Raw genomic sequence first — 23,884 nt, 5'->3', positions numbered from 1 at the left:
ATCAGCGGTGGCCGAAGGGTGCCGCTTCAGATCAGCCCGGCATCCGCCAGCATCTGCTCCAGCGCCATCAGGTCCGGAATCCTCGCCAGGTCGGTGCCCAGTTGCACCGCATCCAGCTCCAGCACCGACAGCGGCGCATTGGCGCGGGGCAGGTTCTCCTCGAGCCTGAGGGAACGGGGAATGCCCTGCAGCAGCAGGGCGATGAACTTCACATGGGGGCGCCCGCCCAGGGCGTTGAGTACCGCCACCCGGGCGCCGGGACCGACCCGTACCTCGCCGCCGGCGGCCGCCTCGAAGGACAGCAGGGGCAGGCGCAGGTCACGCCAGGCAATCTGGCCCAGGAGCCAGGCGGGCAGGCCCGGCGAAGCCTGGGGAGCACGGTAGGGAATGAGTTCCGCCAGCGCCACGTTGGGCACCAGCAGGGCACGGTCGGAAAGGGGCAGCAGCAGGCCGGTGAGGCTGCTGGCGCCGGTCTGTTGGGTCACGACTTGGGTCATGGCGAATCCTGGTTGAGCGAGGCGGCCAGGTGCTCCACCAGCTTCGCCGCGAGTTCCCGCGGGTTGCCACTGAAGCTGCTGTAACCGCCCTCGCGCAGGCTGTCGGGCATGCTCGAACAGGCACAGCTGTCGGCACTCTGGGTCCAGATCAGGCCGCCCTGGCGCTTCAGGTAGGCGGCTGCGGCGCTGCCGTCGCTGCCCATTCCGCTGAAGGCGATGACGCCGCAATCCGCACCGAATTGCTGGCCCAGGTTGAGCATCGCCTGGTCGATGGACGGGCTGTAGGGCTCCGGCCAGGGCCGGTCGGCCAGTTGCACGCGGCCGTCCTCGTCGAAGGCCAGCTCCTGGGCGATGGGTACCACCACCACTTCGCCGCAGCGGACCGGCTCGCCGGGGCGTACCAGATTGACGTGCCACTGGCTGTGACGCCCCACCGCCTGGGGCAGGGCCGACTCGAAGGTGGCGTCGATGTGCTGGGCGTAGAGGAAGCCCACCGGCAGGCCGCCGGGCAGGGCGTCGAGGAAGTCCTTCACCGCCGCCGGGCCACCCAGGGACGCCGCCAGCAGCCAGACCTGACGGGCCGGCTCGCCGGACACCAGCGGGGTGTTCGCCAGGGCCCGGGGCAGCTCCAGCCGCGCCGGGCGCTGGGCGTCGGCCAGCAGCGTCTGCAGGCTCGGACCCACCGCCACGGCGGGGTCGCCCACCAGCTTCTTCAGCTTGCCGAACAGGCGCCGCTCCCAGCGCGGATAGTGTTCGGAATGGCGCTCGGGGGCATGGCCCTCGCCGAACAGCACCGGCGCGCTGGCGTGTTCCAGCAGGTTGTCCACCAGGGGAGAGTCCTCCGACAGGGCCAGGTCCACCAGCCACAGGTCGGCCTCGCAGGCGCCCAGCGCGGCTTCGTCCAGGCGCGCCGGGTCACTGTTGAGCACCACCTGGTAACCATTGCCGGTCAGGGCCTGCTGCAGCACATGGCGCTGCAGCGAGGTGTCGGCGAGCACGGCGATGCGTGCGGATGTCTTCTCTGTCATGTCCGTTTGACCAGATGCTGGATGCTGTCGAGCAACTGGGACTCCTGGTAGGGCTTGCCCAGGTACTCGTTGACGCCGATCGCCAGGGCACGCTCCCGGTGCTTCTCGCCGGTACGGGAGGTGATCATGATGATCGGCAGGTCCTTCAGGCGCTCGTCGTGGCGCACCAGGGTGGCCACCTCGAAGCCGTCCATGCGCGGCATCTCGATGTCCAGCAGCAGGATGTCCGGGCGCTGCTCCTGCAGCAGCGCGATGGCGTCCACCCCGTCCTTGGCGGTGAGCACGTTCATGCCGTTGCGCTCCAGCAGGCGGCTGGTCACCTTGCGCACGGTCACCGAGTCGTCCACCACCATCACCAGCGGCGGACGCACCAGGTCGGTCTCCGCCGGCAACTGGGCGACGCTGGCCGAGCGCGGCAGCGGCTGCGCCAGGTGGGCATGGCGCGAACGGATGGTGGCCAGCAGGTCGAGGATCACCACCACGCGGCCATCGCCGAGGATGGTGGCCCCGGAGATGCCATGGACCCCGGCGAACTGCGGGCCCAGGCTCTTCACCACGATCTCGCGGGAACCCACCAGGGCGTCCACCTGCACCGCCACGGCGTGCTCGCTGGAACGCACCAGGATCACCGGCAACGGCAGGCTCTGGCCCACCAGCTTCGGCTGCTGGCCGTTATCCAGCAGATCGCCCAGGTACTTCAGTTCATAGGCCTGCGCGGCGTACTCGAAGCGCGGCGCACCGGGCTGGTAGTAGGCCTCCAGCTCATAGGGCGAAACCCGCACTATGCCTTCGATGGTATTCAGCGGGATGGCGTAGAGGTCCTCGCCGGAGAGCACCATCAGCGCACGGTTCACCGAAACGGTGAAGGGCAGGCGGATGAGGAAGCGGCTGCCGACGCCCGGCGTGGAGTCGATGCTCATGCCACCGCCGAGCTGTTTCACCTCGGAGTGCACCACGTCCATGCCGACGCCACGGCCGGAAATCTGGGTGACCTGCTCGGCGGTGGAGAAGCCCGGCTCGAGGATGAACTGCAGCACCTCGTGGTCGGAGAGGTCCGCATCGGCATCCATCATGCCGCGCTCGATGGCCTTGCGGCGCACGGCCTCCAGCCTGATGCCGGCGCCGTCGTCCTCCAGGGTGAGCACGATGTCGCCACCTTCACGGCCGAGGTTCAGGCGGATGGTGCCGGTCTCCGGCTTGCCGGCGGCGCGGCGGGCCTCCGCGGTCTCGATGCCGTGGTCGACGGCGTTGCGCAGCATGTGCTCCAGGGGCGCCACCATGCGTTCCAGCACGGTACGGTCCATTTCGCCCTCGGCGTTGCCGACGACGAACTCCACCTGCTTGCCCAGTTCGCTGGCCACCTGCCGGACGATCCGGCGCAGGCGCGGCACCAGTCGATCGAAGGGCACCATGCGGGTGCGCATCAGGCCTTCCTGCAGCTCGGTGTTCACCCTCGCCTGCTGCAACAGCAGGGTTTCCGCATCGCGGTTGCGTGCGGCCAGGGTTTCCTTGAGGTCCAGCAGGTCCGACGCGGACTCGAAGAGTGCGCGGGACAGTTGCTGCAACTGGGAGTGACGGTCCATTTCCAGCGGGTCGAACTCTTCGTAGCCGGCGCGCTCGGCCTCCGCCTGGTAACGGCTGAGGATCTGCGCCTGGGTCTCGGTGTCGAGACGGCGCAGCTGGTCCCTGACCCGCTCGATGGTGGCCTCCATCTCGGTGAGGGTGAAGCTGAAATCACTGACCTGCTGCTCCACCCGTCCCCGGAAGATAGAGGTTTCGCCGGCCAGGTTCACCAGGCCCTCCAGCAACTCCGCCGGCACTTTCACCAGCTCCTGGGGCGCGCGGCGCGCGGCGGCTTCCTGGGCCGCCTCCTGGGCTCGACGGACGAACGGCAGGACCCGCTCCTCCTGAGGGACATCCGGCGCCACGCTGGCCGCGACAATGGGGGCGGCCAGGGCAACGGGCCCCGGCTCGTTCCCGGGGCCCCTGGCGCCGGGCTGATCCTCCGCCAGGCTCTGGTCCAGCTGCTGGCGCAGGGTGTCCAGTTCGGCCTGCAGCCCCTCGTAGCCGGACTGCAGGTCGAGGAACAGGCTTTCCGGCCAGGGCGCACCCTGTTGCTGGATCTCGATGAGGTACTGCTCCAGGTCGTGGCTGAGGTCGCCGAGGCGTCTCTGCCCGGCCAGGCGGGCGCCGCCCTTGAGGGTATGCAGGTTGCGCAGCAGCTCGTCCAGTTGGCTGCCGTCCTCGCGGGACTCCTCCCAGCGGCCGATGGCGGTCTCCATGGCCTCCAGCAGGTCGTCGGCCTCTTCCAGGAAGATGTCGAGGATATCCGCCTCGGCCACGGCCTCCAGCTCGTCTTCCACGGCCGGTTGCAGGTGGACGCTGCTGGGCATGGCCAGCTGCTCGGCGGGGTTGGCGCGCCAACGCTGGATGGCTTCGATCAGCGGCCGGCCATCGGGCAGCGGACGGCGAGCCCGTACCGCGTCGAGCATCTCGCCCAGGCGGTCCTGGCAGGCCTGCAGCAGCAGGAACAGTTCCGGACTGGCGCGCAGGCGGCCGCTGCAGAGGCCCTCGTAGAGGAATTCCAGCTCATGGGAGAGATCGCCGATGGGGCCGATCTCGGCCATGCGTGCGCCGCCCTTGAGGGTATGCAGGTCCCGCTGCAGGGCCTCCACTTCCAGCAGGTTGTCCGGGTCCTCGATCCAACGCTGCAGGGCGGCGCCGGCGCTGTCGAGGATGTCGAAACCCTCCTCAAGGAAGATCTCCACCAGCTCCGGGTCCTGCTCGCGGTCCAGCCCCAGGGACTCGCCGCCGTAGCGCGCCGGCTCTTCGACCAGGGGCCGGGGCTCGCCTTCGTCCAGCGCAAGGGCCAGCTCCGTCTCCATTTCGTCCTCGCTGGACGACTCCGCCCCGGCATCGTTGGCGGCGGGCGGGTCGTCCGCCGCGTCGAACTCGGGGAACGCGTCCTCGAAGGCCTCCGGCAGGGGCTCCACCACCGCCGCGGACAGGCTCTGGGCGCCGCCCTGGCGGTAGCCGCGGATGTCCCGGATCAGTTGCGCCGGCTCGGCCAGCGGACGGCCGGCCTGAAGCTGTTCCAGCAGCCGGGCGAGGCAGTCATGGCTGTCCTGGAGCAGGCCCGACAGGCGGGGGGAATGGTTGTGGCGGCGATCCACCAGGCCCTCGTAGAGCGACTCCAGTTCGTGGGCCAGGTCACCGATGGGGCGGATCTCGGCCATGCGCGCGCCACCCTTGAGGGTGTGCAGGTCGCGCTGCAGGGACAACAGCGCGGACATGTTGCCGGGCTCGCCAAGCCAGCGCTCCAGGGCCTTGCCGGCACTGTCGAGGATGTCCACCGCCTCCTCGAGGAAGATGTCCACCATTTCCTGGTCCAGTGCGGCGGGCACCTCGTCCAGGGGCACCTCGTCGATGGGGGCCTCGGCGGGGTTCGACCCGGACAGGGCATCGTCGACGGCATCCGGCGCCGCATCGGGCTCCAGCGACGCCAGGGCCACAGGGTCCACCGCCTCCTGCAGCAGGGCGTGCAGCGCCTGGACGCGCTCCGGCCGGGGCGTGACCTCAAGGGCCGCAGCGACCTGGTCCATCATGCCGATCAGCGCCTCATGAGCCGCCTCGGCCTCGCTGAAGAAGCGCTCGCTGACCGGCAGGCTGCTCTCGTCAACGGCACCGTAGACATCCAGCAGCGCTTCGCAGAGCGTCTCGATCTGTGGCAGCTCGGCCATTTCCGCGCCATGGGCCAGGGTAGTCAGTTCTTCCAGCAGCGCGCCCAGTTCCTGGCGCTCGGCGGGATGCTCCCGCCAGCGACGCAACAGGTCCTCGGCATCCAGCAGGATATCCATGCCCTCGGCGAGGAACAGCGAGATCATCTGCGGATCGCGGCTCTCGCCCTTGTCGTTGCGGCGAGCGGCGTTGGCGGCGTCCAGGCGCTCCTGATGCAGCCGGCGAATGCGCTCCAGCAGCGCCTCGGTGCCGGGAATCGGCTCCAGCGGTGCGCTGTCCAGTTGCGCGACACCGACCCGCAGCAGGGCCAGGGCGTCCTTCAGCAACTCGGCCTCGGACAGGTCGATGCTGAGCAGGTTGGTCTTGTACTCCTTGGCCAGCTTCTCCAGGGGCGTGGCGATCTCGGCGATGGGCAGGATGCCCGCCATGTGGGCACTGCCCTTGAGGGTATGGAGCGCACGCTGGAGGTCGTCGTTCACCGCCTGGGGCAGTTCCTGGTCGCAGGCCTTGAGGAATCCGGCCAGGGTGTCCAGGTGCAGCTCCGCCTCGTTGCGGAAGATTTCCAGCAGTTGCGGGTCCAGCGCCTCACCGCTGTCGGTGATGACGTGAGCCTGAGCCTCGCCCACGGGCCCGACGGCCTGCTCTGAACCCGGGGCATCAGATTTTGGGAGGGGCTGTCCCTTGGCCAGGGCGTGGGCGGTGGCGGCCAGCAGGTCGACGTCGTCCCGTTGGCGCTGGGCCTTGTCGGCGTACTCCTGCACCAGTGCCGGCAACAGGTCGACCACTTCCTGGACCACCTGGTGCACCGGCTCGCTGGCCTCGATGCTGCGATCCAGCACGCGGTTCAGCAGGTTCTCCACGGACCAGCTGAGTTCGCCGATGACCAGGGCGCGGACCATCCGCCCGCTGCCCTTGAGGGTATGGAAGGCCCGGCGCACTTCGCCCAGGGCGTCGCGGTCGTCGTCGGCGGCGTGCCAGCGGGGCAGGTACTCGGCGAGGGTCTCCAGCACTTCACCGGCCTCTTCGATGAAGACTTCCTGCAACTCGTCGTCCACCGGTTCCTCGTCGGCCGGCGGCGGCAACAGCGTGGGCGGCACCTCGCGGGCCGGCGGATTGAACGCCGGGACCGGAGCGGCCATGACGTCGGCCAGGGACAGCGGGCGCTCGGCCGGCACCTCAGGGGCTTCCGGCACGGGATCGGGCGCGGCCGGCAGCTCAACATCGGGCAGGCCCAGTTCGGCCAGGGCGGCCTCATCCCATTCCAGGGGCGCGGGCAGGTCGTCGAGGCTCAGGGCTTCCAGCCCGGCCAGGGGCTCGTCGACGGGCAGCAGTTCCAGTTCGTCGAAGTCCAGGCTCGGCAGCGCCTCGCCGTCACCCTGCGGATCGAGTGCGGCGGGCTCGCCCGGTTGCGCCGGCGCAAGCGCCTCCAGATCGGCCAGGTCGAAGCTGGGCTGCGGCTGGACTGGCTCGAACTCCAGCGGCATGTCCAGGTCGAGACCCTGCCAGTCTTCGCTGCGGACCACCGGTGCGTCGGCATCCGCCGGCAGGCTGTCGAGCTCGGTGAGGTCGAGGCTCGGCAATGGATCGTTCCTGTGGGGCAGCAGGGCAGCGTCCAGTTCCGCCAGGTCCCATTCATTGGCGCGGTCGGGGATGGGGGCGTCGACCGTCGCCTCCAGCGGTGCATCCAGGCTGAAGTCGAATCCTTCGCTGGGGAGCAGTTCCGGCTCACCCAGGCTCCAGTTGTCATCGCTGGCCAGCAGCTCGCCCGCCTGGGCCTCAGGCGACTCGCCGCCCGTCCTTTCCAGGGGGGCATCCAGGCTGAGGTCGAAACCCTCGGCAGGCCGGGTTTCCGGCTCGCCCAGGCGCCAGTTGTCGTCGTTGGCCAGCCCTTCGGCGGCCGGCATGACAGCGGCGTCGGGCGAGGCGCCCAGCCCGAAGTCGGAGTCGAAATCGTCCGGCGCCTGGGGCGCCGCTGCATCGACGGACACTTCGGCGTCCTCCGGCAGCGGGTCGGGCATCAGGGACGCGGGTTCCTCGTCCAGCTCCAGGTGCTGGCTGAGTTCGGTCTCCTCGGCGGCCAGCACTTCGATGTCCTGCAGCGGGTCGGCCAGAGGCGCCGGTGGCTCCACATCGGCCACCGGGTCGAGGATGGAGGGTTTCTGCTGAACCGGATAACCCAGGGCGGCAAGGCTTTCCTCGGCCACGTCGAGGATCAGGTCGCCTTGGGCGGCATGGTCCTCGGAGAGTCGTTCCAGGTAGTACTCGACGCTGGTGATGGCGTCGGCGAGGGTGTCCAGGCTCTGCCAGTTGGGCACGGCCTTGCGCGCCAGCAACTGCTCCTGGATGTAGCGGTTGCAAGCTTCCAGCAGGGTGGCGGCACGGGGCAACGGAATCATCGACAGGCCGCCTCGGGCCTGGGTCAGCAATTCCGGTACCCGGGCCAGGTGCTCATGGTTCCACTGGGAGGCGATGAACTCGATGATGGCGTCCTTGGCCTGCTCCAGGGCGTTGCGGGCCTCCTTGATCACCAGCTGGTGGATCTGCGCCACGTCGGTGGTGGGCAGGTGGCTTTCCTCGCCGCCCCCCTCCTCCGCCGGACCGACCATGCCGGCCAGGGTGGCTTCCACGTAGAGCAGCGCACCGGCGACATCCATCAGCACCGCGTCGCTGGGCTCGCGCTGACCGAGGGACAGGCCATGGATGACGTCGATCTGGTCGAGGATCACCTTGCGTGGCTGGCCGAAGCCCAGTACCGCGAGGGTGTCGGCGATCTGCTTGAGGGGCGGCAGCAGGGCATCCAGATCGGTCACGGCACTGCGGTCGCTGCGCACGAACAGGTCGAGGCTGTCCTTGACCCGCACCAGTTCCTCGCAGAGGGCGGCGACCACCGAGCGCATGGCGTCGCGGTCCGGCCCGGCGAGACGGGCACGCTCCTCGTCCACCACGGCGGTATCCGGCAGGGCCTCGTCGAGGCGGTAGCGCGCCTTCAGGGCGCGGATCCGTGGCGACTGGGCCGGCGCCTTGGCGATGTAGAACAGCAGGTTCTTCACCAGCTCTTCGGGGGCGGCCTGGTTGAAGCCGTCGGCACCCTGTTCCAACAGGCGCTTGAGCTCCTTGTCCACCTGGCGCAGCAGGTTGCGCACCGAGGAGCCATTGACCACCGATCCATTGGCGAGGCCTTCCACCAGGCCCGAGGCGATGGGCCAGAGGGTCCCCAGGGGGGCGTCCTGGCAGAGGGATTCGAGGCGGGCGAAGACCCGCGCCATGTAGCCGAGGTTGGTGGCCAGGTCCTGGTTGCGGATCACGCCGACCAGCGCGGTCTGCAGCATCTGCCGCAACTTGCGCAACAGCGCCGGCAGCTCGGCGGTGCGCATGCGCGCCAGGCTGTCCACGGACAGCGCGGGCATGACGCTGGACAGGTCGGGGGCGAAGAGGCTGGTTTCCGACAGCAGGTTGTCGCCACGGGCGGCGCGCAGGTCGTTGAGCAGCGGCAGCAGCACCATCGGCAGGTCGCGGCGGGCGCTCTGGATGCGGTCCAGGTAGGGCGGCAGCTGGAGGATGGCCTGCATCAGCACTTCCAGGGCCTCGCCCCGGTTGGCGGTGCGTCCTTCCATCAGGGCCAGGGCCAGGCGTTCCATCTCCTCGGCGAGCAGGGCCGCGCCGTAGAACTCGACCATCTGCAGCGTGCCCTGGACCTGGTGGATGTAGTTCAGGCAGAAACGCATGCGTGTCGGGTCCTGGGGATTCTCGACGAAATCCTCCAGAGCCTGCCGCGCCTGCTTCAGGGTTTCCGCGATCTCGCCCTTGACCCACTCGAGGGCGACATAGTCATGCCGATCAGTCATAGCCGTCTGCTATCCCTTCCGGGTGAATGCGAGAACCTGTTCGTTGGCCACCGGCTCAAGCTCCGGATGCTCCCAACCCACGACTTCGCCCACGCCCAGCACCATCAGCCCTCCCGGCGCCAGGCGCTCGGCCAGGCGGTTGAGGATGTCGCGGCGCCGCCAGCGGCGGAAGTAGATCAACAGGTTCTGGCAGAAAATTACGTCCATGCCGGACATTGGCGCCTTGGCCAGTTCCAGCACATTGAGCCGTGCGCAGCACACCCGCGCCGCCAGGCTCGGCACCACCTTGTAACGCCCGGCGTCCAGGGCCTGGAAATAACGTTCGGCAAGCTCGGTTGCCAGGGGTTCCAGGCGGCGGGCGCCATATACGCCCTCGCGGGCCTTGGCCAGGGCGCTCAGGCTGATGTCGGTGCCCGTGACCGCGAAGTGATCCGGCCACGGCGTGCCGGCCAGGGCTTCGGCGGCCACCATGGCCAGGGAATAGGGTTCCTCTCCGCTGGAGCACCCCAGGCTCCAGATTTCCAGGGGCCGCGACAGGCCGGTCTCGATGCGCCCGCGCAGGTAGTCGGCGAGCAGCTCGAAGGACGGACCATGGCGGAAGAAGCGGGTTTCCTGCACCGTCAGACGGTCCAGCAGGTTGGACCACTCCACGGCACCACGGGGACCATCGGTGACCTGGCGGTAGTAGCTGGCGTAGTCCGTCACCCCCAGCTCGCGCATACGCGCACTGAGGTTGGCCTGCAGGAAGGTGCGGCGCCGGTCGTTGACCACCACGCCTGTGCGTTCCTCCAGCAGTTTCTGCCAGTCCTGGAACTCCTCGTGCGTCATGTCGGCCAGGGGTTTCAAGGCCCAGACGCCGCCTGGCTGCATGCTGTCGTGCCCTTGATTCATGGCCGTCGTGCCGCGACCTCAGGCCGCGGCGCCTCCCCTGGTCAGGCTATGTCCTGGGTATCCGGCAGCTTGAAGCCGGATACCGACTTGCGCATCTCGCTCGCCATCTTCGCCAGGTTGCCGATGCTCTTCGCTGTGGCGGTGGTGCCGGCGGAGGTCTGCGAGGTGATCTCCTGGATCACGTTCATGGTGTTGGAGATGTGGCCGGCGGAGGAGGCCTGCTGACGAGCGGCATTGGAGATGTTCTGGATCAGCGCCGCCAGGGTCTTGGATACCTTCTCGATCTCCTCCAGGGCCACACCGGCGTCCTGCGCCAGGCGTGCGCCACGGACCACTTCGGAGGTGGTCTGTTCCATGGAGATCACCGCTTCGTTGGTGTCGGTCTGGATGGTCTTCACCAGCGCCTCGATCTGCTTGGTGGCGGCGGAGGAGCGTTCCGCGAGGCGCTGGACCTCGTCCGCTACCACGGCGAAGCCACGGCCCGCGTCACCGGCCATGGAGGCCTGGATGGCGGCGTTCAGGGCGAGGATGTTGGTCTGGTCGGCGATGTCGTTGATCAGGCTCACGATGTCACCGATCTCCTGGGACGATTCACCCAGGCGCTTGATCCGCTTGGAGGTGTCCTGGATCTGCTCACGGATGTTGTCCATGCCGGTGATGGTGTTGTGCACCACCTCGTTGCCCTTGTTGGCGATGGCTACGGAGCGCTCGGCTACCGCGGAGGATTCGGAGGCGTTCGCCGATACCTGGTCAATGGACACGGCCATTTCGTTGATCGCGGCGGAGGCACCGGCGATTTCCTGGGCCTGGTGCTCGGACGCCTCGGCCAGGTGCATGGCGGTGGCCTGGGTTTCCTGCGCGGCGGCGGCCACCTGCACGGCGGTCAGGTTGATGGTTTCCACCAGTTCGCGGAGCTGGTCGATGGAGTAGTTGATGGAGTCGGCGATCGCACCGGTGAAGTCTTCGGTCACGGTCGCGGCCACGGTCAGGTCACCGTCGGCGAGGTCGGCGATCTCGTCCAGCAGGCGCAGGATCGCGGCCTGGTTGCGTTCGTTCTTGGCGGCGGTTTCGGCCAGTCGGCTGCGGGTGCTCTGCACCATCACCAGGCCGATGAGGATGATCGCGCCCAGGGCGAGGGCGCCGAGGATGTAACCCGCGAGGGTGTTGAGGCCACGGCCGGCGGCCAGGTTCTCGAAGCCGGTGGTCAGGCCGGAGGCCTTGTCCAGCAGGATCTGGGAGCCGGAGAAGATGGTGTTGGCGGACTCCCGGACCTGGAACAGCTCCGGAGAGGTCTCGAGGATCTCGTCCACGGAGCCGGAGACGAATTCGAACAGCTCGGAAATCTCCTGCAGGCGCTCCAGCGCCTCGGTGTTGGTCACCTTGGAGATGTCCATGGCGGCGTTGCCTTCCAGCATGGCGCTGAGCACGCGGCCGAAGAGGCTGGCGTCGCGGCCGAACATGTCGGCGGCCTGCACGGAGTCCTCGTCACCGGCCAGCACCTTGTTCACCGAGCCGAGGATTCGCTCGGCCAGCAACGACTGGCGCTGGGCCACGGAGACCTGGCTGGCGGGGGCGCCGCTTTCCAGCAGGATGTCGACGACTTCCTCGTACTCCACCTGCAGCTGCGGGATGGTTTCGGCCAGGGTGGCGGCCACCTGGTGCAGGGACAGTACGGTCTGTTCACTGGCCAGGATGGCGTCGGCGTTCTTGCGCAGGTTGTCCCAGTCCTTCTGCACCGCGCCCATCTCGTCTTCCACGGCGGCGGGTGCGGCGGGCAGGCCGGCGGACGCATCCCCCTTGGTGAGGATGTTCCAGCGCTTGTCGAAGTCGTTGCGCGCGTCCTTGAGCTGGGCGAAGGCTTCGGCCTTGCCCGCGGCGGCCTCGCTGGAGTTCTTCGCGATACGCTGGGACAGGACGCGCAGCTCGCCGGCGTGGCTGATGTATTCCTTGTCGTAGTTCGCCTGGGTGTTGAGGTACGCGAAGTTCGCGAACAGCAGCACGATGGCGATGATCAGGACCACGAAGAGTCCCGCGATCAGCGACGTGCTGCGCACCCCGGAAAGAAGATTGCCTGCGTTGAGTCTTTTCATTATCGGGCCCCCGCCTGGACCAACCACTGGTTTCCCATGTAACGCCAAAGGGCCGGCAGCGCCGGCCCAACCTTGAAGCCTGGGCCCCCGGGCACTCCGTCCCGTGGGCCGCGCGAGGCGCCATGCGCCGCGCGTGGAACTAGACCGCTACCTCGAGGAAGGCCTGGTGCCGGGCCAGCACGTGAGGGCTGAACACCAGCCAGGGCCGCTCGCGATGGAACACACCGTGGATGAAGGGCTGGATGCTGGCCTCCAGGAGAGGTCGCTCCTCGCTGAAGGCATCCACCAGGAAATGCTGCATGCCGAAGACCTCGTCGACGATCAGGCCGGCGAAGATCTCCTGGTGGTCCACCACCAGCACCCGGCGCTGCTTGCGCAGGGGCGACAGCTCGCCGCCGAAGAAACCGCACAGGTCCATGATCGGCAGCAGGCGGCCACGCACGTTGGCCACGCCCCGGACCCAGCTCTTCACGCCAGGCAGCGAGGTGTAGCGGGGCTCGTGGAGCACCTCGCTGACCTCGCCCATGGGCGCCACGAAGTGTCGCTCGCCCATGCGGAAACCAATGCCGCTCCAGCTGCGCACCACCTGCTGCTGCGCGGGCAGGCCCGCGGCCAGCGCACGGCAGCGCTGGTCGATCTCGAGGAGGAGCTGGAAGGGTGTCCGGGATTCCGACATTGGGTGACCGGCCTTGGCCTGTTTCTAATCGTTATGCTTCGGGGGACCGGCGCAGGTGTCAGCCGGCCAGTACCGTGTTCAGGGTCTTGATCAGGGTGTCTTCGTCGATGGGCTTGGTCAGGTAGTCCTTGGCGCCCTGGCGCTTGCCCCAGACCTTGTCGGTTTCCTGATCCTTGGTGGTGACGATGATCACCGGAATATGGCTGGTCTCGGCGTCCTTGGTCAGTTGACGGGTCGCCTGGAAACCGTTGAGGCCGGGCATGACGATGTCCATGAGGACGGCGTCGGGCTTCTCCTGGCGGGCCAGGGCCACGCCGTCGGCGCCGTTCTCGGCCTTGAGTACCTGATGACCGTGCTTCTCCAGCATGGCGGTCAGTTTGTACATTTCGGTCGGCGAGTCATCAACAATCAGAATACGAGCCATTGGGTTCCCCATTCGGAAAGGCTTCACCGGCCATCAGGCCGGACTTCAGGAGGCTTGCTCCACCGGGGTGAAATCGGGGACGTGAGTCTTGATCGCGCCGAGCAGCTCTTCCTTGCTGAATGGCTTGGTGAGGTACTGGTCGGAACCGACGATGCGACCCTTGGCCTTGTCGAACAGGCCGTCCTTGGAGGACAGCATGATCACCGGGGTGGACTTGAAAGCGCTGTTGTTCTTGATCAGGGCACAGGTCTGGTAGCCGTCCAGGCGGGGCATCATGATGTCGACGAAGATGATGTTCGGGTGGGAGTCGGCGATCTTGGCCAGGGCATCGAAACCATCCACCGCGGTGATGACTTCGCAACCCACCTTTTTCAGCAGAGTCTCGGCGGTGCGACGAATCGTTTTCGAATCGTCGATCACCATGACCTTCAAACCCTCGGAATGCTGTTCCATGTTCGCCCTACCATCGCCTCGGTGAGTCGTTCTTCTGCTTTATATGTGTGCCTGAGGCCCTGAAAACGACGGGCTCCGGCCCAATCGTCGGGCCTTTTTAGCACAGTCTCCAGACGTCGGCTACACGCCATCCGCATCTGCGATTCCTCCCCTTTTACGGGAGGTTTTTTCCTTGACCGCGATCAATGGCGGCGCCACCCTGAGCGCCTCATCCAACCGGCCCGCCGTCCTGGCGAGCCCCTTGAAACCTGTTGCGGAGAACCCCCATGAGCGTTCGCCTCGGGATCGTCATGGACCCCATTGCGAAAATCTCCTTCAAGAAGGACAGCTCCCTGGCCATGCTGCTGGCGGCCCAGGAGCGCGGCTGGTCGCTGTTCTACATGGAGCAGCAGGACCTTTACCAGAAAAACGGTGAAGCTCGCACGCGCATGCGTCCCTTGAAGGTCTTCCTCGACCCGGAGCGCTGGTTCGAGCTGGAGGCCGAGGACGACATCCCGCTGGCCGACCTGGACGTGATCCTGATGCGCAAGGATCCGCCCTTCGACAACGAGTTCGTCTACTCCACCTACCTGCTGGAACAGGCCGAACGGGCCGGCGTCCTGGTGGTGAACCGCCCGCAGAGCCTGCGCGACTGCAACGAGAAGTTCTTCGCCACCCTGTTCCCCCAGCTCACACCGCCGACCCTGGTCAGCCGACGAGCGGACATTCTGCGCGAGTTTGCCGAAGAACAGCGTGACATCATTCTCAAACCCCTTGATGGCATGGGCGGTTCCTCGATCTTTCGCCACCGCGCCGGCGACCCCAACCTCTCGGTGATCCTCGAGACCCTGACCGCCCACGGCAGCCAGCAGATCATGGCCCAGCGCTACCTGCCGGCCATCGTCGACGGCGACAAGCGCATCCTGATGATCGACGGCGAGCCGGTGCCCTACTGCCTGGCACGCATCCCCGCGGCCGGCGAGACCCGTGGCAACCTGGCCGCCGGTGGCCGTGGCGAGGCGCGTCCGCTGACCGAGCGCGACCGGGAGATCGCCGCCACCGTGGGCCCGACCCTGCGGGAGAAGGGCCTGCTGTTCGTCGGCCTGGATGTGATCGGCGATCACCTCACCGAGATCAACGTGACCAGTCCCACCTGCATCCGCGAGATCGACAAGGCCTACGACACCCGCATCGGTGCACGCCTGATGGAGGCCATCGAGCAGAAGCTGAAAGCGGCAGGCCGAACGCCACAAGCTTGAAGCAGGTAACAGCTTGAGGCGTGTCGCTTGCAGCCCACAGTCCCACTTGGGCAGACTGCGCCGCTATCCGCAGCAAGCTGACTGGCGATGAACGCAGCCATGACCTCCTCCGCCCATCCGACCGCCGGCGTCCGCCCGGCGGACCGGCTGGGCTTTACCCTGTTCCTCGCCGCCGTGCTGCACGTCGCGGTGATACTCGGGGTCGGCTTCACCCTCGGCGACCCGCAGCAGATCAGCAAGTCCCTGGAAATCACCCTGGCCACCTTCAAGAGCGAGGAAAAGCCCAAGGAGGCCGACTTCCTCGCCCAGGCCAACCAGCAGGGCAGCGGCACCCTGGAACACAAGGCCACCCCCAAGACCACCGAGGTCGCGCCCTTCCAGGACAAGGAGATCCGCAAGGCCACGCCGCCGACCGCGCCAACCCAGGCGCCCAGGAAGGAAGCCCCCAAGGCCGCCGTCGCCACCACCAAGCCGCAACCGCAGAAGACCACGGTCAAGCGCGAGCAGACCCGCCCCCAACCCGAGGCCAGGCCAGCCCCCACTTTCGACAGCTCGCAGCTCTCCGCCGAGATCGCCAGCCTCGAGGCGGAACTGGACAAGGAGCGCCAGCTCTATGCCAAGCGCCCGCGCATCCACCGCCTCAGCGCGGCCTCGACCATGCGCGACAAGGGCGCCTGGTACAAGGAAGAGTGGCGCAAGAAGATCGAGCGCATCGGCAACCTGAATTACCCGGACGAGGCCCGTCGCCAGCGGATCTACGGCAACCTGCGGCTGCTGGTCTCGATCAACCGCGACGGCACCCTCTACGAGGTGCAGGTGCTGGAGTCCTCCGGCCAGTCGGTGCTGGACCAGGGCGCCATGCGCATCGTCCGCCTCGCCGCGCCCTTCGCCCCCTTCACCGGGGACCTCGCGGACATCGACCGCCTGGAAATCATCCGCACCTGGCGCTTCGAGCGGGGCGACCGCCTGTCGAGCAACTGAGGGCGAGGGTGCGGTCCATGCCCTAGGCTTCAGGCAGGAGCGGAAGCCGGCGCCCTGCCGCTTGAAGCCTGCCGACTTAAGCCTGAAACTAGCCGACATGAAAAGCGCACCGAGCTACCTCAAGCATCACTTCCTCATCGCCATGCCGCACATGGCCGATCCCAACTTCGCCCAGACCGTCACCTACCTGGTGGAACACAACGAGCAGGGCGCCATGGGGCTGGTGATCAATCGACCCAACGGCCTCAGCCTGAGCGATGTGCTGGAGCAGCTGCGCATGGACTACACGCCGCCTGCGCGCTGCCAGGGCCTGCCCATCTTCGCTGGCGGGCCGGTGCAGACCGATCGAGGTTTCGTCCTGCACCCCACCGGCCACAGCTACCAGGCCACCCTGGAGCTGGGCGAACTGGCCCTGTCCACCTCCCAGGACGTGCTCTTCGCCATCGCCGACGGCAGCGGGCCGGAGAAAAGCCTGGTGGCCCTCGGCTACGCCGGATGGGACGCCGGCCAACTGGAGGCGGAGCTCGCCGACAACGCCTGGCTGACCTGCCCGGCGGACCTGCCGATCCTCTTCGACACCCCGGCCGAGCAGCGTCTCAGTGCGGCCGCCGCGCGCCTCGGGGTCAACCTGAGCCTGCTCACCGCCCAGGCCGGGCACGCCTGATGGGCGAGACCAGACCCCTGCGACTGTTGCTCGGCTTCGACTACGGCACCCGCCAGATCGGTGTCGCCGTCGGCCAGGCGATCACCGGCCAGGCCCGCGAGCTCAAGGTGCTCAAGGCCCAGAACGGCGTGCCGGACTGGCAACAGGTCGAAGCCCTGATCCGCGAGTGGCAGCCGGACGCCATCGTCGTCGGCCTGCCACTGAACATGGACGGCACCCCCAGCGAGATGAGCGCCCGTGCGGAGAAGTTCGCCAGGCGGCTCAATGGCCGCTTCAACCTTCCGGTGTTCACCCACGACGAGCGCCTGACCACTTTCGAGGCCAAGGGCCAACGCCTGGCCCAAGGCCAGCGCGATGGCTACCGGGAGCGCCCGGTGGATGCCCTGGCCGCCGCCCTGCTGCTGGAAGGCTGGCTGGCCGAGAACCCTTCACAATCCTAAGCGAGGACCGCCGATGACCCTGCCCAACCCCGCCGAACTGCTGCCGCGGATGGCCAGCGACCTGCACGCCCACCTCAAGGCACGCCAGATCCTCGAACCCCGTTTCATCGGCATCCGCACCGGCGGCGTGTGGGTCGCCCAGGCCCTGCTGGAGCAACTGGGCGAGAAGGGTCCGCTCGGCACCCTCGATGTCTCCTTCTACCGCGACGACTTCACCCAGAACGGCCTGCACCCCCAGGTGCGCCCCTCCGAGCTGCCCTTCGAGATCGAAGGCCAGCACCTGGTGCTGATCGACGATGTCCTGATGAGTGGCCGCACTGTGCGCGCGGCCCTCAACGAGCTGTTCGACTACGGCCGCCCGGCCAGCGTGACCCTGGTCTGCCTGCTGGACCTCAACGCCCGCGAGCTGCCGATCCGTCCCGACGTGGTAGGTGCAACCCTGTCCCTCGGCGCCACCGAGCGGGTAAAATTGCTCGGCCCCGCGCCGCTCAGCCTCGAGCGCCAGGACCTCGCTTCACCTGCCTGATCCCCCGATTCCTCGTAACCTTTCAGGGCCTGCCCCATGCCGACCGACGCCAAGCGCCCGCTGCAGCTCAACGACCAGGGCCAGCTGCGCCACTTCCTCTCGCTCGACGGGCTGCCCCGCGAGCTGCTGACGGAACTCCTCGACACCGCCGACTCCTTCCTCGAAGTGGGCGCGCGCGCGGTGAAGAAAGTCCCGCTGCTGCGTGGCCGTACCGTGTGCAACGTGTTCTTCGAGAACTCCACCCGCACCCGCACCACCTTCGAGCTGGCGGCCCAGCGCCTGTCCGCCGACGTCATCACCCTCAACGTCTCCACGTCCTCCACCAGCAAGGGCGAGACGCTGTTCGACACCCTTCGCAACCTGGAGGCGATGGCCGCCGACATGTTCGTGGTGCGCCACGCCGACTCCGGCGCCGCCCACTTCATCGCCGAGCACGTGTGCCCCGACGTGGCCATCATCAACGGCGGTGACGGCCGCCACGCCCACCCGACCCAGGGCATGCTGGACATGCTCACCATCCGCCGCCACAAGGGCGACTTCGAGAACCTCTCGGTGGCCATCGTCGGCGACATCCTGCACTCCCGGGTGGCCCGCTCCAACATGCTCGCCCTGCGCACCCTGGGCTGCCGCGACATCCGCGTGATCGGGCCCAAGACGCTGATCCCGGTGGGGGTCGAGCAGTACGGCGTGAAGGTCTACACCGACCTCAGCGAAGGCCTGAAGGATGTCGACGTGGTGATCATGCTGCGCCTGCAACGCGAGCGCATGCAGGGCGGCCTGCTACCCAGCGAAGGCGAGTTCTACCGCCTCTACGGCCTCAGCACCCAACGACTGGCCCTGGCCAAGCCCGACGCCATCGTCATGCACCCCGGCCCGATCAACCGCGGCGTGGAAATCGAATCCGCCGTGGCCGACGGCGCCCAGTCAGTGATCCTCAACCAGGTCACCTACGGCATCGCCGTGCGCATGGCGGTGCTGTCCATGGCCATGAGCGGCCAGGCCGCCCAGCGACAACTCAACCAGGACGCCGAGGAGCTGAACTGATGCGTACCCACATCCTCGGAGCCCGCCTGATCGACCCGGCCAGCGGCCACGACCAGGTGACCGACCTCTTCCTCGAAGGCGGCAAGGTCGCCGCCATCGGCCAGGCCCCCGCAGGCTTCCAGGCCGAGAAGACCCTCGGCGCCAAGGGCCTGGTGGCCGCACCCGGCCTGGTGGACCTGTCCGTCGCCCTGCGCGAGCCCGGCTACAGCCGCAAGGGCACCATCGCCAGCGAAACCCTGGCGGCCGTCGCCGGCGGCGTCACCAGCCTGTGCTGCCCGCCCCTGACCCGCCCGATCCTCGACACCCCGGCGGTGGCCGAGCTGATCCTCGACCGCGCCCAGGAGGCCGGCCATGCCAAGGTCTTCCCCATCGGTGCCCTGACCAAGGGCCTGGCCGGCGAACAGCTCTCGGAGCTGGTGGCCCTGCGTGATGTGGGCTGCGTGGCCTTCGGCAACGGCCTGGCCAGCTTCGTCAGCAACCGCGTGCAACGCCGCGGCCTGGAATACGCCGCCACCTTCGACCTGACGGTGATCTTCCACGCCCAGGACGCCTCCCTGGCCGAGGGCGGCCTGGCCCACGAAGGCCCCACCGCCAGCTTCCTGGGCCTGGCCGGCATCCCGGAAAGCGCCGAGACCGTGGCCCTTGCCCGCGACCTGCTGCTGGTGGAGCAAAGCGGCGTGCGCGCCCACTTCAGCCAGATCACCAGCGCTCGTGGCGCCGAGATGATCGCCCAGGCCCAGGCCCGTGGCCTGCCGGTGACCGCCGACGTGGCCATGTACCAGCTGATCCTCACCGACGAGGCGCTGATGGACTTCTCCAGCCTCTACCATGTGCAGCCGCCGCTGCGGACCCGCGCGGACCGCGACGCCCTGCGCGAAGCGGTGAAGGCTGGCGTGATCACCGCCATCGCCAGCCACCACCAGCCCCACGAACCCGACGCCAAGCTGGCCCCCTTCGGCGCCACCGAGCCGGGCATCAGCAGCGTCGAACTGCTGCTGCCGCTGGCCATGACCCTGGTGCAGGACGGACTGCTGGACCTGCCGACCCTGCTTGCCCGGCTCACCTCCGGCCCGGCCCGCGCCCTGCGCCTGCCCGCCGGTCGGCTGGCCGTGGGCGCCCCGGCCGACCTGGTGCTGTTCGACCCGGAGGCCACCACCCTGGCCGGCGAAACCTGGAAATCCCGTGGCGACAACTGCCCCTTCATCGGGCACTGCCTGCCCGGTCAGGTGCGCTACACCCTGGTGGATGGCCGGATCATCTTCCAGGGTTGAATCACCCGGTACTGAACGAGCCCGCCTGCTGGCGGGCTTTTCGTTTCCGGACGGATGATTCAGCAGGCCTCGATGCAATCGCGCCGCAGCTTGGCGCGGTAAAGGCCATCGTCCAGCCGCTTGAGCAGGGACTCGATCCCTTCCCCGGCCTGCATCGCCGCCACCGAGAAGCTGGCGGTCAGGGCCCGGGGCAGGCCCGGATCGGCCTGGGGCACCCGCTGACGCAGGCGCTCGGCCAGGCGCAAGGCGGATTCGAGGTCGGTCTCCGGCAGCAGGGCGATGAACTCCTCGCCACCCCAGCGGGCGAAGCAATCCTCCTCCCGCAGGGCACCGCGCACCGAGCGGCTTACCGCCACCAGCGCGCGATCGCCGATCTGGTGGCCGTACTGGTCGTTGATTCGCTTGAAATGGTCGAGGTCGAACATCAACAGTGCGGTCGCGTGGCCGTGGCGCTGGAAGCGTTGCCACTCCCCATGCAGGGCCCGCTCGAAGTGGCGGCGATTGGACACCTGGGTCAGCGGGTCCGTCTCGCTCAGCCGCATGGCCGTCGCCACCTGCTGGGCCAGTGCCTCGTTGGTCCGTCGCAGCTCTTCGGTGCGTTCCGCCACCAGGCTTTCCAGGCGACGATTGAGGGCCAGCAACTCTTCGTTCTTGCGTTGAAGCTCCAGGCTGGCCATCTTGCGCCGATGGATATCGCGATGAGCGCCGATCATCCTGGTAGGACGCCCATCTTCGTCGAACTCCACGAAGCGACCATGATCACTGACCCAGAGGTAGCTGCCATCGCGGCAACGGCAACGGTAGTCCTCGGCGTAGATCTGGCTTTCACCGCTGACATAGGCCTGGAAGTTGCGCATCACCCGTTCGTAGTCGCCGGGATGGATCACCGACTTCCAGGTATCCACATCCTCCGGCAGGCCATCCTGTGGATAACCCAGCATGGAGTACCAACCGGGGCTGCGCTTCACGTGGTTTGTGCGGATGTTCCAGTCCCAGATGCCATCACTGACGATATCCAGCGCAAAGCGCAGTGTCCGCTCCACTTCTTCGAGCGTGGTGCCGTAGCAATGGTCGAGCGGTTCGGGATCGAGCTTCTCCATAAGCTTCCTGCCGATGAGCCCCCTGAGAGACCTTTGCCCATGAGCAAAGCACATGGGCGCGTTGGTGGCGCCCCGAGGCTCAGGCCTGGATGGTCGCCGCCGGATTGATCACCCGCCCCAGACCCAGGTTGCGCAGGGCGAGACTCAGCGAACTGTGAATGACCTGCGGGTTGTCGATGGTCAGGAGCTGCGCCAGCAGCTCCCTGGCCTTGCTCAGGGTGACCTGGCGCAGCAGCCACTTCACCTTGGGCAGGTTGGTGGCGTTCATCGACAGGCTGTCGAAGCCCATGGCCAGCAGCAGCACCGCCGCCGCCGGATCGCCCGCCATTTCGCCACAGATGCTCACCGGCTTGCCCTCGGCGTGGGCATCGTCCACCACCTTCTTCAGGGCCTGCAGCACGGCGGGATGCAGGTAGTCGTAGAGGTCGGCCACGCGCGGGTTGTTGCGATCCACCGCCAGCAGGTACTGGGTGAGGTCGTTGGACCCCACCGAAAGGAAGTCCACCTGGCGCGCCAGCTCTCGGGTCTGGTAGACGGCGGCCGGTATCTCGATCATCACGCCGACGGGCGGCATGGGAATGTCCACACCCTCGTCCCGCACCTCGCCCCAGGCGCGGTGGATCAGGTGCAGCGCCTCTTCCAGCTCGTGGGTGCCGGAGATCATGGGCAGCAGGATGCGCAGGTTGTCCAGGCCCTCGCTGGCCTTGAGCATGGCGCGCACCTGGACCAGGAAGATCTCCGGGTGGTCGAGGGTGACGCGGATGCCGCGCCAGCCGAGAAAGGGGTTGCTTTCCTTGATGGGGAAATAGGACAGCGCCTTGTCGCCACCGATATCCAGGGTGCGCATGGTCACCGGCAGCGGGTGGAAGGCCGCCAGTTGCTCGCGGTAGATGGCGAGCTGCTCCTTTTCGCTGGGAAAGCGCTCGTTGATCATGAAGGGCACCTCGGTGCGGTACAGGCCGACACCTTCGGCACCACGCTCCTGGGCGCGGGTGACATCGGCCAAGAGGCCGGTGTTGACCCACAGCGGCATGCGCTGGCCGTCCAGGGTCTCGCAGGGCAGGCTGCGCAGGGCGTCCAGCCCCTTCACCAGCTGGCGGTCCTCCTCCACCACCTCGCTGTACTGCTTGCGCAGCTCGGCGGACGGGTTGGTGAAGACTTCGCCGTGGTAGCCGTCGACGATCATCTCGATGCCGTCGACCTTGGAGTACGGCAGGTCCACCACGCCCATGACGGTGGGAATCCCCATCGCACGGGCGAGGATGGCGACATGGGAGTTGCCCGATCCCAGCACCGAGACCAGGCCCACCAGCTTGCCCTCGGGCACCTCGCCCAGCATGGCCGGGGACAGCTCCTCGCTCACCAGGATGGTGTTGTCCTGATACACCAGGTTCTGCTTGCGCTCTTCCTGCAGGTAGGCGAGCAGGCGGCGACCCAGGTCCTTGACGTCGGAGGCCCGCTCGCGGAGGTAGGCGTCATCCATCAGTTCGAAGCGGGTGACGTGCTCCATCACCACCTGACGCAGGGCACCCTGGGCCCACTGGCCGGTGCGGATGACGCGCTTGACCTCCAGGCCGATGGAGGCATCGTCGAGCATCATCAGGTAGACGTCGAACAGGGCGCGCTCTTCGGGACGCAGCTGGGTCTCCAGCTTGCTGGAGAGGCGCCGCATGTCTTCGCGCACCGCTTCCAGGGCCTGTTTGAAACGTTCGATCTCGGCATCGATATCGTCGACGCTGCGGTCGGGAACCACTTCCAGGTCAGCCGGCGGCAACACCACAACGGCGGTGCCCACGGCTGCCCCGGGCGCACCCGGCACGCCGACGAACTTGGCCTCCTGGGTGCCCTTGCCCTGGCGACCGAGCCCCCGGATGGAGCCGGTGGCTTCGGCGTGGGCGATCACGCCCGCGAGCTGGGCGCTCATGGTGACGAGGAAGGCCTCCTCGCCCTCGTCGAACTGGCGACGCTCCTTCTGCTGCACCACCAGCACGCCCATGACGCGACGGTGGTGGATGATGGGGGCGCCGAGGAAGGAGGCGAAGCGCTCTTCACCGGTCTCGGCGAAGTAGCGGTAACGGGGGTGATCGGCGGCGTGCTCGAGGTTCAGCGGTTCCTCGCGGGTCCCCACCAGGCCGACGAGGCCTTCGTTGGGGGCCATGCTGACTTTGCCGATGGAGCGCTTGTTCAGGCCTTCGGTGGCCATGAGCACGAAGCGATTTGACTCCGGATCCAGCAGGTAGACCGAGCAGACCTGGCTGCCCATGGCCTCCTTCACCCGCTGCACGATGATCGCCAACGCCGCCTTCAGATCCTTGGCGGCATTCACTTCCTGGACGATCTTGCGCAGCGTGTTGAGCATGGCTAGGCAGCCTTTCTCCGGGTCAGTCTTGCGCCAGCAGGCGCGGTGCTAGTTCCTTGAGGGCACGACGGTAGACCTCACGCTTGAAGGTCACCACCTGGCCCAGGGGGTACCAGTAACTGACCCAGCGCCAGCCGTCGAACTCGGGCTTGCCGGTCAGGTCCATCCGTACCTTGTTCTCGTCCGACTGCAAGCGCAGCAGGAACCACTTCTGCTTCTGGCCGATGCACAGGGGCTGGCTATGGGTTCGCACCAGACGCTGGGGCAGACGATAGCGCAACCAGCCACGGGTGCAGGCAAGAATCTTCACATCCTGCTCTTCCAGACCGACTTCTTCGTTCAACTCCCGGAAAAGCGCCTCCTCGGGCGTTTCCCTGGGGTTGATCCCACCCTGGGGGAACTGCCAGGCATCCTGGTTGATACGCCGGGCCCAAAGCACCTGCCCGACATCATTGGCGAGAATGATGCCGACATTCGGGCGGAAACCATCGGAATCGATCACGGCACTCAACCTCGCAAACGCATGTTCCGGCATTGTTCCATAAAGCCTGCAAGCCCAGCAATGCGAGCCTTTCGCGCAATGTGCAGCCTCGGTGAAAGCCGCTATTCTGGCCGCCTT

General features: G+C 67.5%; 18 protein-coding genes. 7 read left to right on the top strand and 11 right to left on the bottom strand.

Annotated features, from left to right (window positions below; genetic code table 11):
* Window positions 1-26: 26 nt before the first annotated feature.
* From KF707C_RS01575 to pilG, 8 genes are all read right to left on the bottom strand, one after another.
* Window positions 27-497, bottom strand: coding sequence for a chemotaxis protein CheW (locus KF707C_RS01575; RefSeq protein ID WP_003455555.1), 471 nt, complete (start codon window positions 495-497; stop codon window positions 27-29).
* Window positions 494-1,525, bottom strand: a complete 1,032-nt coding sequence (locus tag KF707C_RS01570; RefSeq protein WP_003455557.1) for a chemotaxis protein CheB — start codon at window positions 1,523-1,525, stop codon at window positions 494-496. The genes KF707C_RS01575 and KF707C_RS01570 overlap by 4 nt, the downstream gene beginning before the upstream one ends.
* Entirely contained in the window at window positions 1,522-9,108 is a 7,587-nt protein-coding gene (locus KF707C_RS01565; protein ID WP_003455558.1) for an Hpt domain-containing protein, read from the bottom strand. The genes KF707C_RS01570 and KF707C_RS01565 overlap by 4 nt, the downstream gene beginning before the upstream one ends.
* A gap of 9 nt (window positions 9,109-9,117) precedes the next feature.
* Window positions 9,118-9,978 (bottom strand): protein-glutamate O-methyltransferase, encoded by an 861-nt coding sequence (locus tag KF707C_RS01560; protein WP_003455560.1) that lies wholly within the window; start codon window positions 9,976-9,978, stop codon window positions 9,118-9,120.
* A gap of 62 nt (window positions 9,979-10,040) precedes the next feature.
* Window positions 10,041-12,089 (bottom strand): methyl-accepting chemotaxis protein, encoded by a 2,049-nt coding sequence (locus KF707C_RS01555; RefSeq protein ID WP_003455563.1) that lies wholly within the window; start codon window positions 12,087-12,089, stop codon window positions 10,041-10,043.
* Window positions 12,090-12,228: 139 nt separating this feature from the next.
* Window positions 12,229-12,765: a chemotaxis protein CheW gene (locus KF707C_RS01550; RefSeq protein WP_003455565.1), complete on the bottom strand. Its 537-nt coding sequence runs from the start codon at window positions 12,763-12,765 to the stop codon at window positions 12,229-12,231.
* A gap of 58 nt (window positions 12,766-12,823) precedes the next feature.
* Window positions 12,824-13,189, bottom strand: a complete 366-nt coding sequence (gene pilH, locus KF707C_RS01545) for a twitching motility response regulator PilH (protein WP_003455567.1) — start codon at window positions 13,187-13,189, stop codon at window positions 12,824-12,826.
* A gap of 45 nt (window positions 13,190-13,234) precedes the next feature.
* A complete protein-coding gene (gene pilG / locus KF707C_RS01540; protein ID WP_003455569.1) occupies window positions 13,235-13,642 on the bottom strand; it encodes a twitching motility response regulator PilG in 408 nt (135 codons plus the stop codon).
* 266 nt (window positions 13,643-13,908) lie between these two features.
* Between pilG and gshB the strand changes: the two genes are divergently transcribed.
* The 7 genes from gshB (at window position 13,909) to KF707C_RS01505 (ending at window position 19,806) form a co-directional block, all read left to right on the top strand.
* Window positions 13,909-14,880 carry a glutathione synthase gene (gene gshB, locus KF707C_RS01535; protein ID WP_003455571.1) on the top strand — a complete coding sequence of 324 codons (972 nt, stop codon included), beginning with the start codon at window positions 13,909-13,911 and terminating at the stop codon, window positions 14,878-14,880.
* An 87-nt stretch (window positions 14,881-14,967) separates the two neighbouring features.
* Window positions 14,968-15,861, top strand: coding sequence for an energy transducer TonB (locus tag KF707C_RS01530; RefSeq protein WP_036993789.1), 894 nt, complete (start codon window positions 14,968-14,970; stop codon window positions 15,859-15,861).
* A gap of 97 nt (window positions 15,862-15,958) precedes the next feature.
* A complete protein-coding gene (locus tag KF707C_RS01525; RefSeq protein WP_003455575.1) occupies window positions 15,959-16,525 on the top strand; it encodes a YqgE/AlgH family protein in 567 nt (188 codons plus the stop codon).
* Entirely contained in the window at window positions 16,525-16,965 is a 441-nt protein-coding gene (gene ruvX, locus KF707C_RS01520) for a Holliday junction resolvase RuvX (RefSeq protein ID WP_003455576.1), read from the top strand. Before KF707C_RS01525 ends, ruvX begins: the two co-directional genes overlap by 1 nt.
* Before the next feature lie 13 nt (window positions 16,966-16,978).
* Window positions 16,979-17,491: a bifunctional pyr operon transcriptional regulator/uracil phosphoribosyltransferase PyrR gene (pyrR, locus tag KF707C_RS01515; RefSeq protein ID WP_003455577.1), complete on the top strand. Its 513-nt coding sequence runs from the start codon at window positions 16,979-16,981 to the stop codon at window positions 17,489-17,491.
* Between the two features lie 36 nt (window positions 17,492-17,527).
* Window positions 17,528-18,535: an aspartate carbamoyltransferase catalytic subunit gene (locus KF707C_RS01510; RefSeq protein ID WP_003455578.1), complete on the top strand. Its 1,008-nt coding sequence runs from the start codon at window positions 17,528-17,530 to the stop codon at window positions 18,533-18,535.
* Window positions 18,535-19,806: a dihydroorotase gene (locus KF707C_RS01505; protein WP_003455579.1), complete on the top strand. Its 1,272-nt coding sequence runs from the start codon at window positions 18,535-18,537 to the stop codon at window positions 19,804-19,806. The genes KF707C_RS01510 and KF707C_RS01505 overlap by 1 nt, the downstream gene beginning before the upstream one ends.
* 59 nt (window positions 19,807-19,865) lie before the next feature.
* Here the strand turns inward: KF707C_RS01505 and KF707C_RS01500 are convergent, their stop codons facing one another.
* The 3 genes from KF707C_RS01500 to KF707C_RS01490 form a co-directional block, all read right to left on the bottom strand.
* Window positions 19,866-20,906, bottom strand: coding sequence for a sensor domain-containing diguanylate cyclase (locus tag KF707C_RS01500; protein ID WP_003455580.1), 1,041 nt, complete (start codon window positions 20,904-20,906; stop codon window positions 19,866-19,868).
* A gap of 79 nt (window positions 20,907-20,985) precedes the next feature.
* Window positions 20,986-23,265, bottom strand: coding sequence for a phosphoenolpyruvate--protein phosphotransferase (ptsP, locus tag KF707C_RS01495; RefSeq protein ID WP_003455581.1), 2,280 nt, complete (start codon window positions 23,263-23,265; stop codon window positions 20,986-20,988).
* Between the two features lie 22 nt (window positions 23,266-23,287).
* A complete protein-coding gene (locus KF707C_RS01490; protein WP_036993839.1) occupies window positions 23,288-23,767 on the bottom strand; it encodes an RNA pyrophosphohydrolase in 480 nt (159 codons plus the stop codon).
* Window positions 23,768-23,884 lie beyond the last annotated feature (117 nt).

The organism is Pseudomonas furukawaii (assembly GCF_002355475.1).
Classification (GTDB): domain Bacteria; phylum Pseudomonadota; class Gammaproteobacteria; order Pseudomonadales; family Pseudomonadaceae; genus Metapseudomonas; species Metapseudomonas furukawaii.
The sequence above is the reverse complement of the archived record's forward strand: the minus strand, read 5'-3'. Positions and strand labels throughout refer to the sequence as shown.

Coding starts and splice junctions, on each gene's coding strand:
- KF707C_RS01575 (WP_003455555.1), bottom strand. CDS start 497: ATGACCCAAGTCGTGACCCAACAGACCGGCGCCAGCAGCCTCACCGGC.
- KF707C_RS01570 (WP_003455557.1), bottom strand. CDS start 1,525: ATGACAGAGAAGACATCCGCACGCATCGCCGTGCTCGCCGACACCTCG.
- KF707C_RS01565 (WP_003455558.1), bottom strand. CDS start 9,108: ATGACTGATCGGCATGACTATGTCGCCCTCGAGTGGGTCAAGGGCGAG.
- KF707C_RS01560 (WP_003455560.1), bottom strand. CDS start 9,978: ATGCAGCCAGGCGGCGTCTGGGCCTTGAAACCCCTGGCCGACATGACG.
- KF707C_RS01555 (WP_003455563.1), bottom strand. CDS start 12,089: ATGAAAAGACTCAACGCAGGCAATCTTCTTTCCGGGGTGCGCAGCACG.
- KF707C_RS01550 (WP_003455565.1), bottom strand. CDS start 12,765: ATGTCGGAATCCCGGACACCCTTCCAGCTCCTCCTCGAGATCGACCAG.
- pilH (WP_003455567.1), bottom strand. CDS start 13,189: ATGGCTCGTATTCTGATTGTTGATGACTCGCCGACCGAAATGTACAAA.
- pilG (WP_003455569.1), bottom strand. CDS start 13,642: ATGGAACAGCATTCCGAGGGTTTGAAGGTCATGGTGATCGACGATTCG.
- gshB (WP_003455571.1), top strand. CDS start 13,909: ATGAGCGTTCGCCTCGGGATCGTCATGGACCCCATTGCGAAAATCTCC.
- KF707C_RS01530 (WP_036993789.1), top strand. CDS start 14,968: ATGAACGCAGCCATGACCTCCTCCGCCCATCCGACCGCCGGCGTCCGC.
- KF707C_RS01525 (WP_003455575.1), top strand. CDS start 15,959: ATGAAAAGCGCACCGAGCTACCTCAAGCATCACTTCCTCATCGCCATG.
- ruvX (WP_003455576.1), top strand. CDS start 16,525: ATGGGCGAGACCAGACCCCTGCGACTGTTGCTCGGCTTCGACTACGGC.
- pyrR (WP_003455577.1), top strand. CDS start 16,979: ATGACCCTGCCCAACCCCGCCGAACTGCTGCCGCGGATGGCCAGCGAC.
- KF707C_RS01510 (WP_003455578.1), top strand. CDS start 17,528: ATGCCGACCGACGCCAAGCGCCCGCTGCAGCTCAACGACCAGGGCCAG.
- KF707C_RS01505 (WP_003455579.1), top strand. CDS start 18,535: ATGCGTACCCACATCCTCGGAGCCCGCCTGATCGACCCGGCCAGCGGC.
- KF707C_RS01500 (WP_003455580.1), bottom strand. CDS start 20,906: ATGGAGAAGCTCGATCCCGAACCGCTCGACCATTGCTACGGCACCACG.
- ptsP (WP_003455581.1), bottom strand. CDS start 23,265: ATGCTCAACACGCTGCGCAAGATCGTCCAGGAAGTGAATGCCGCCAAG.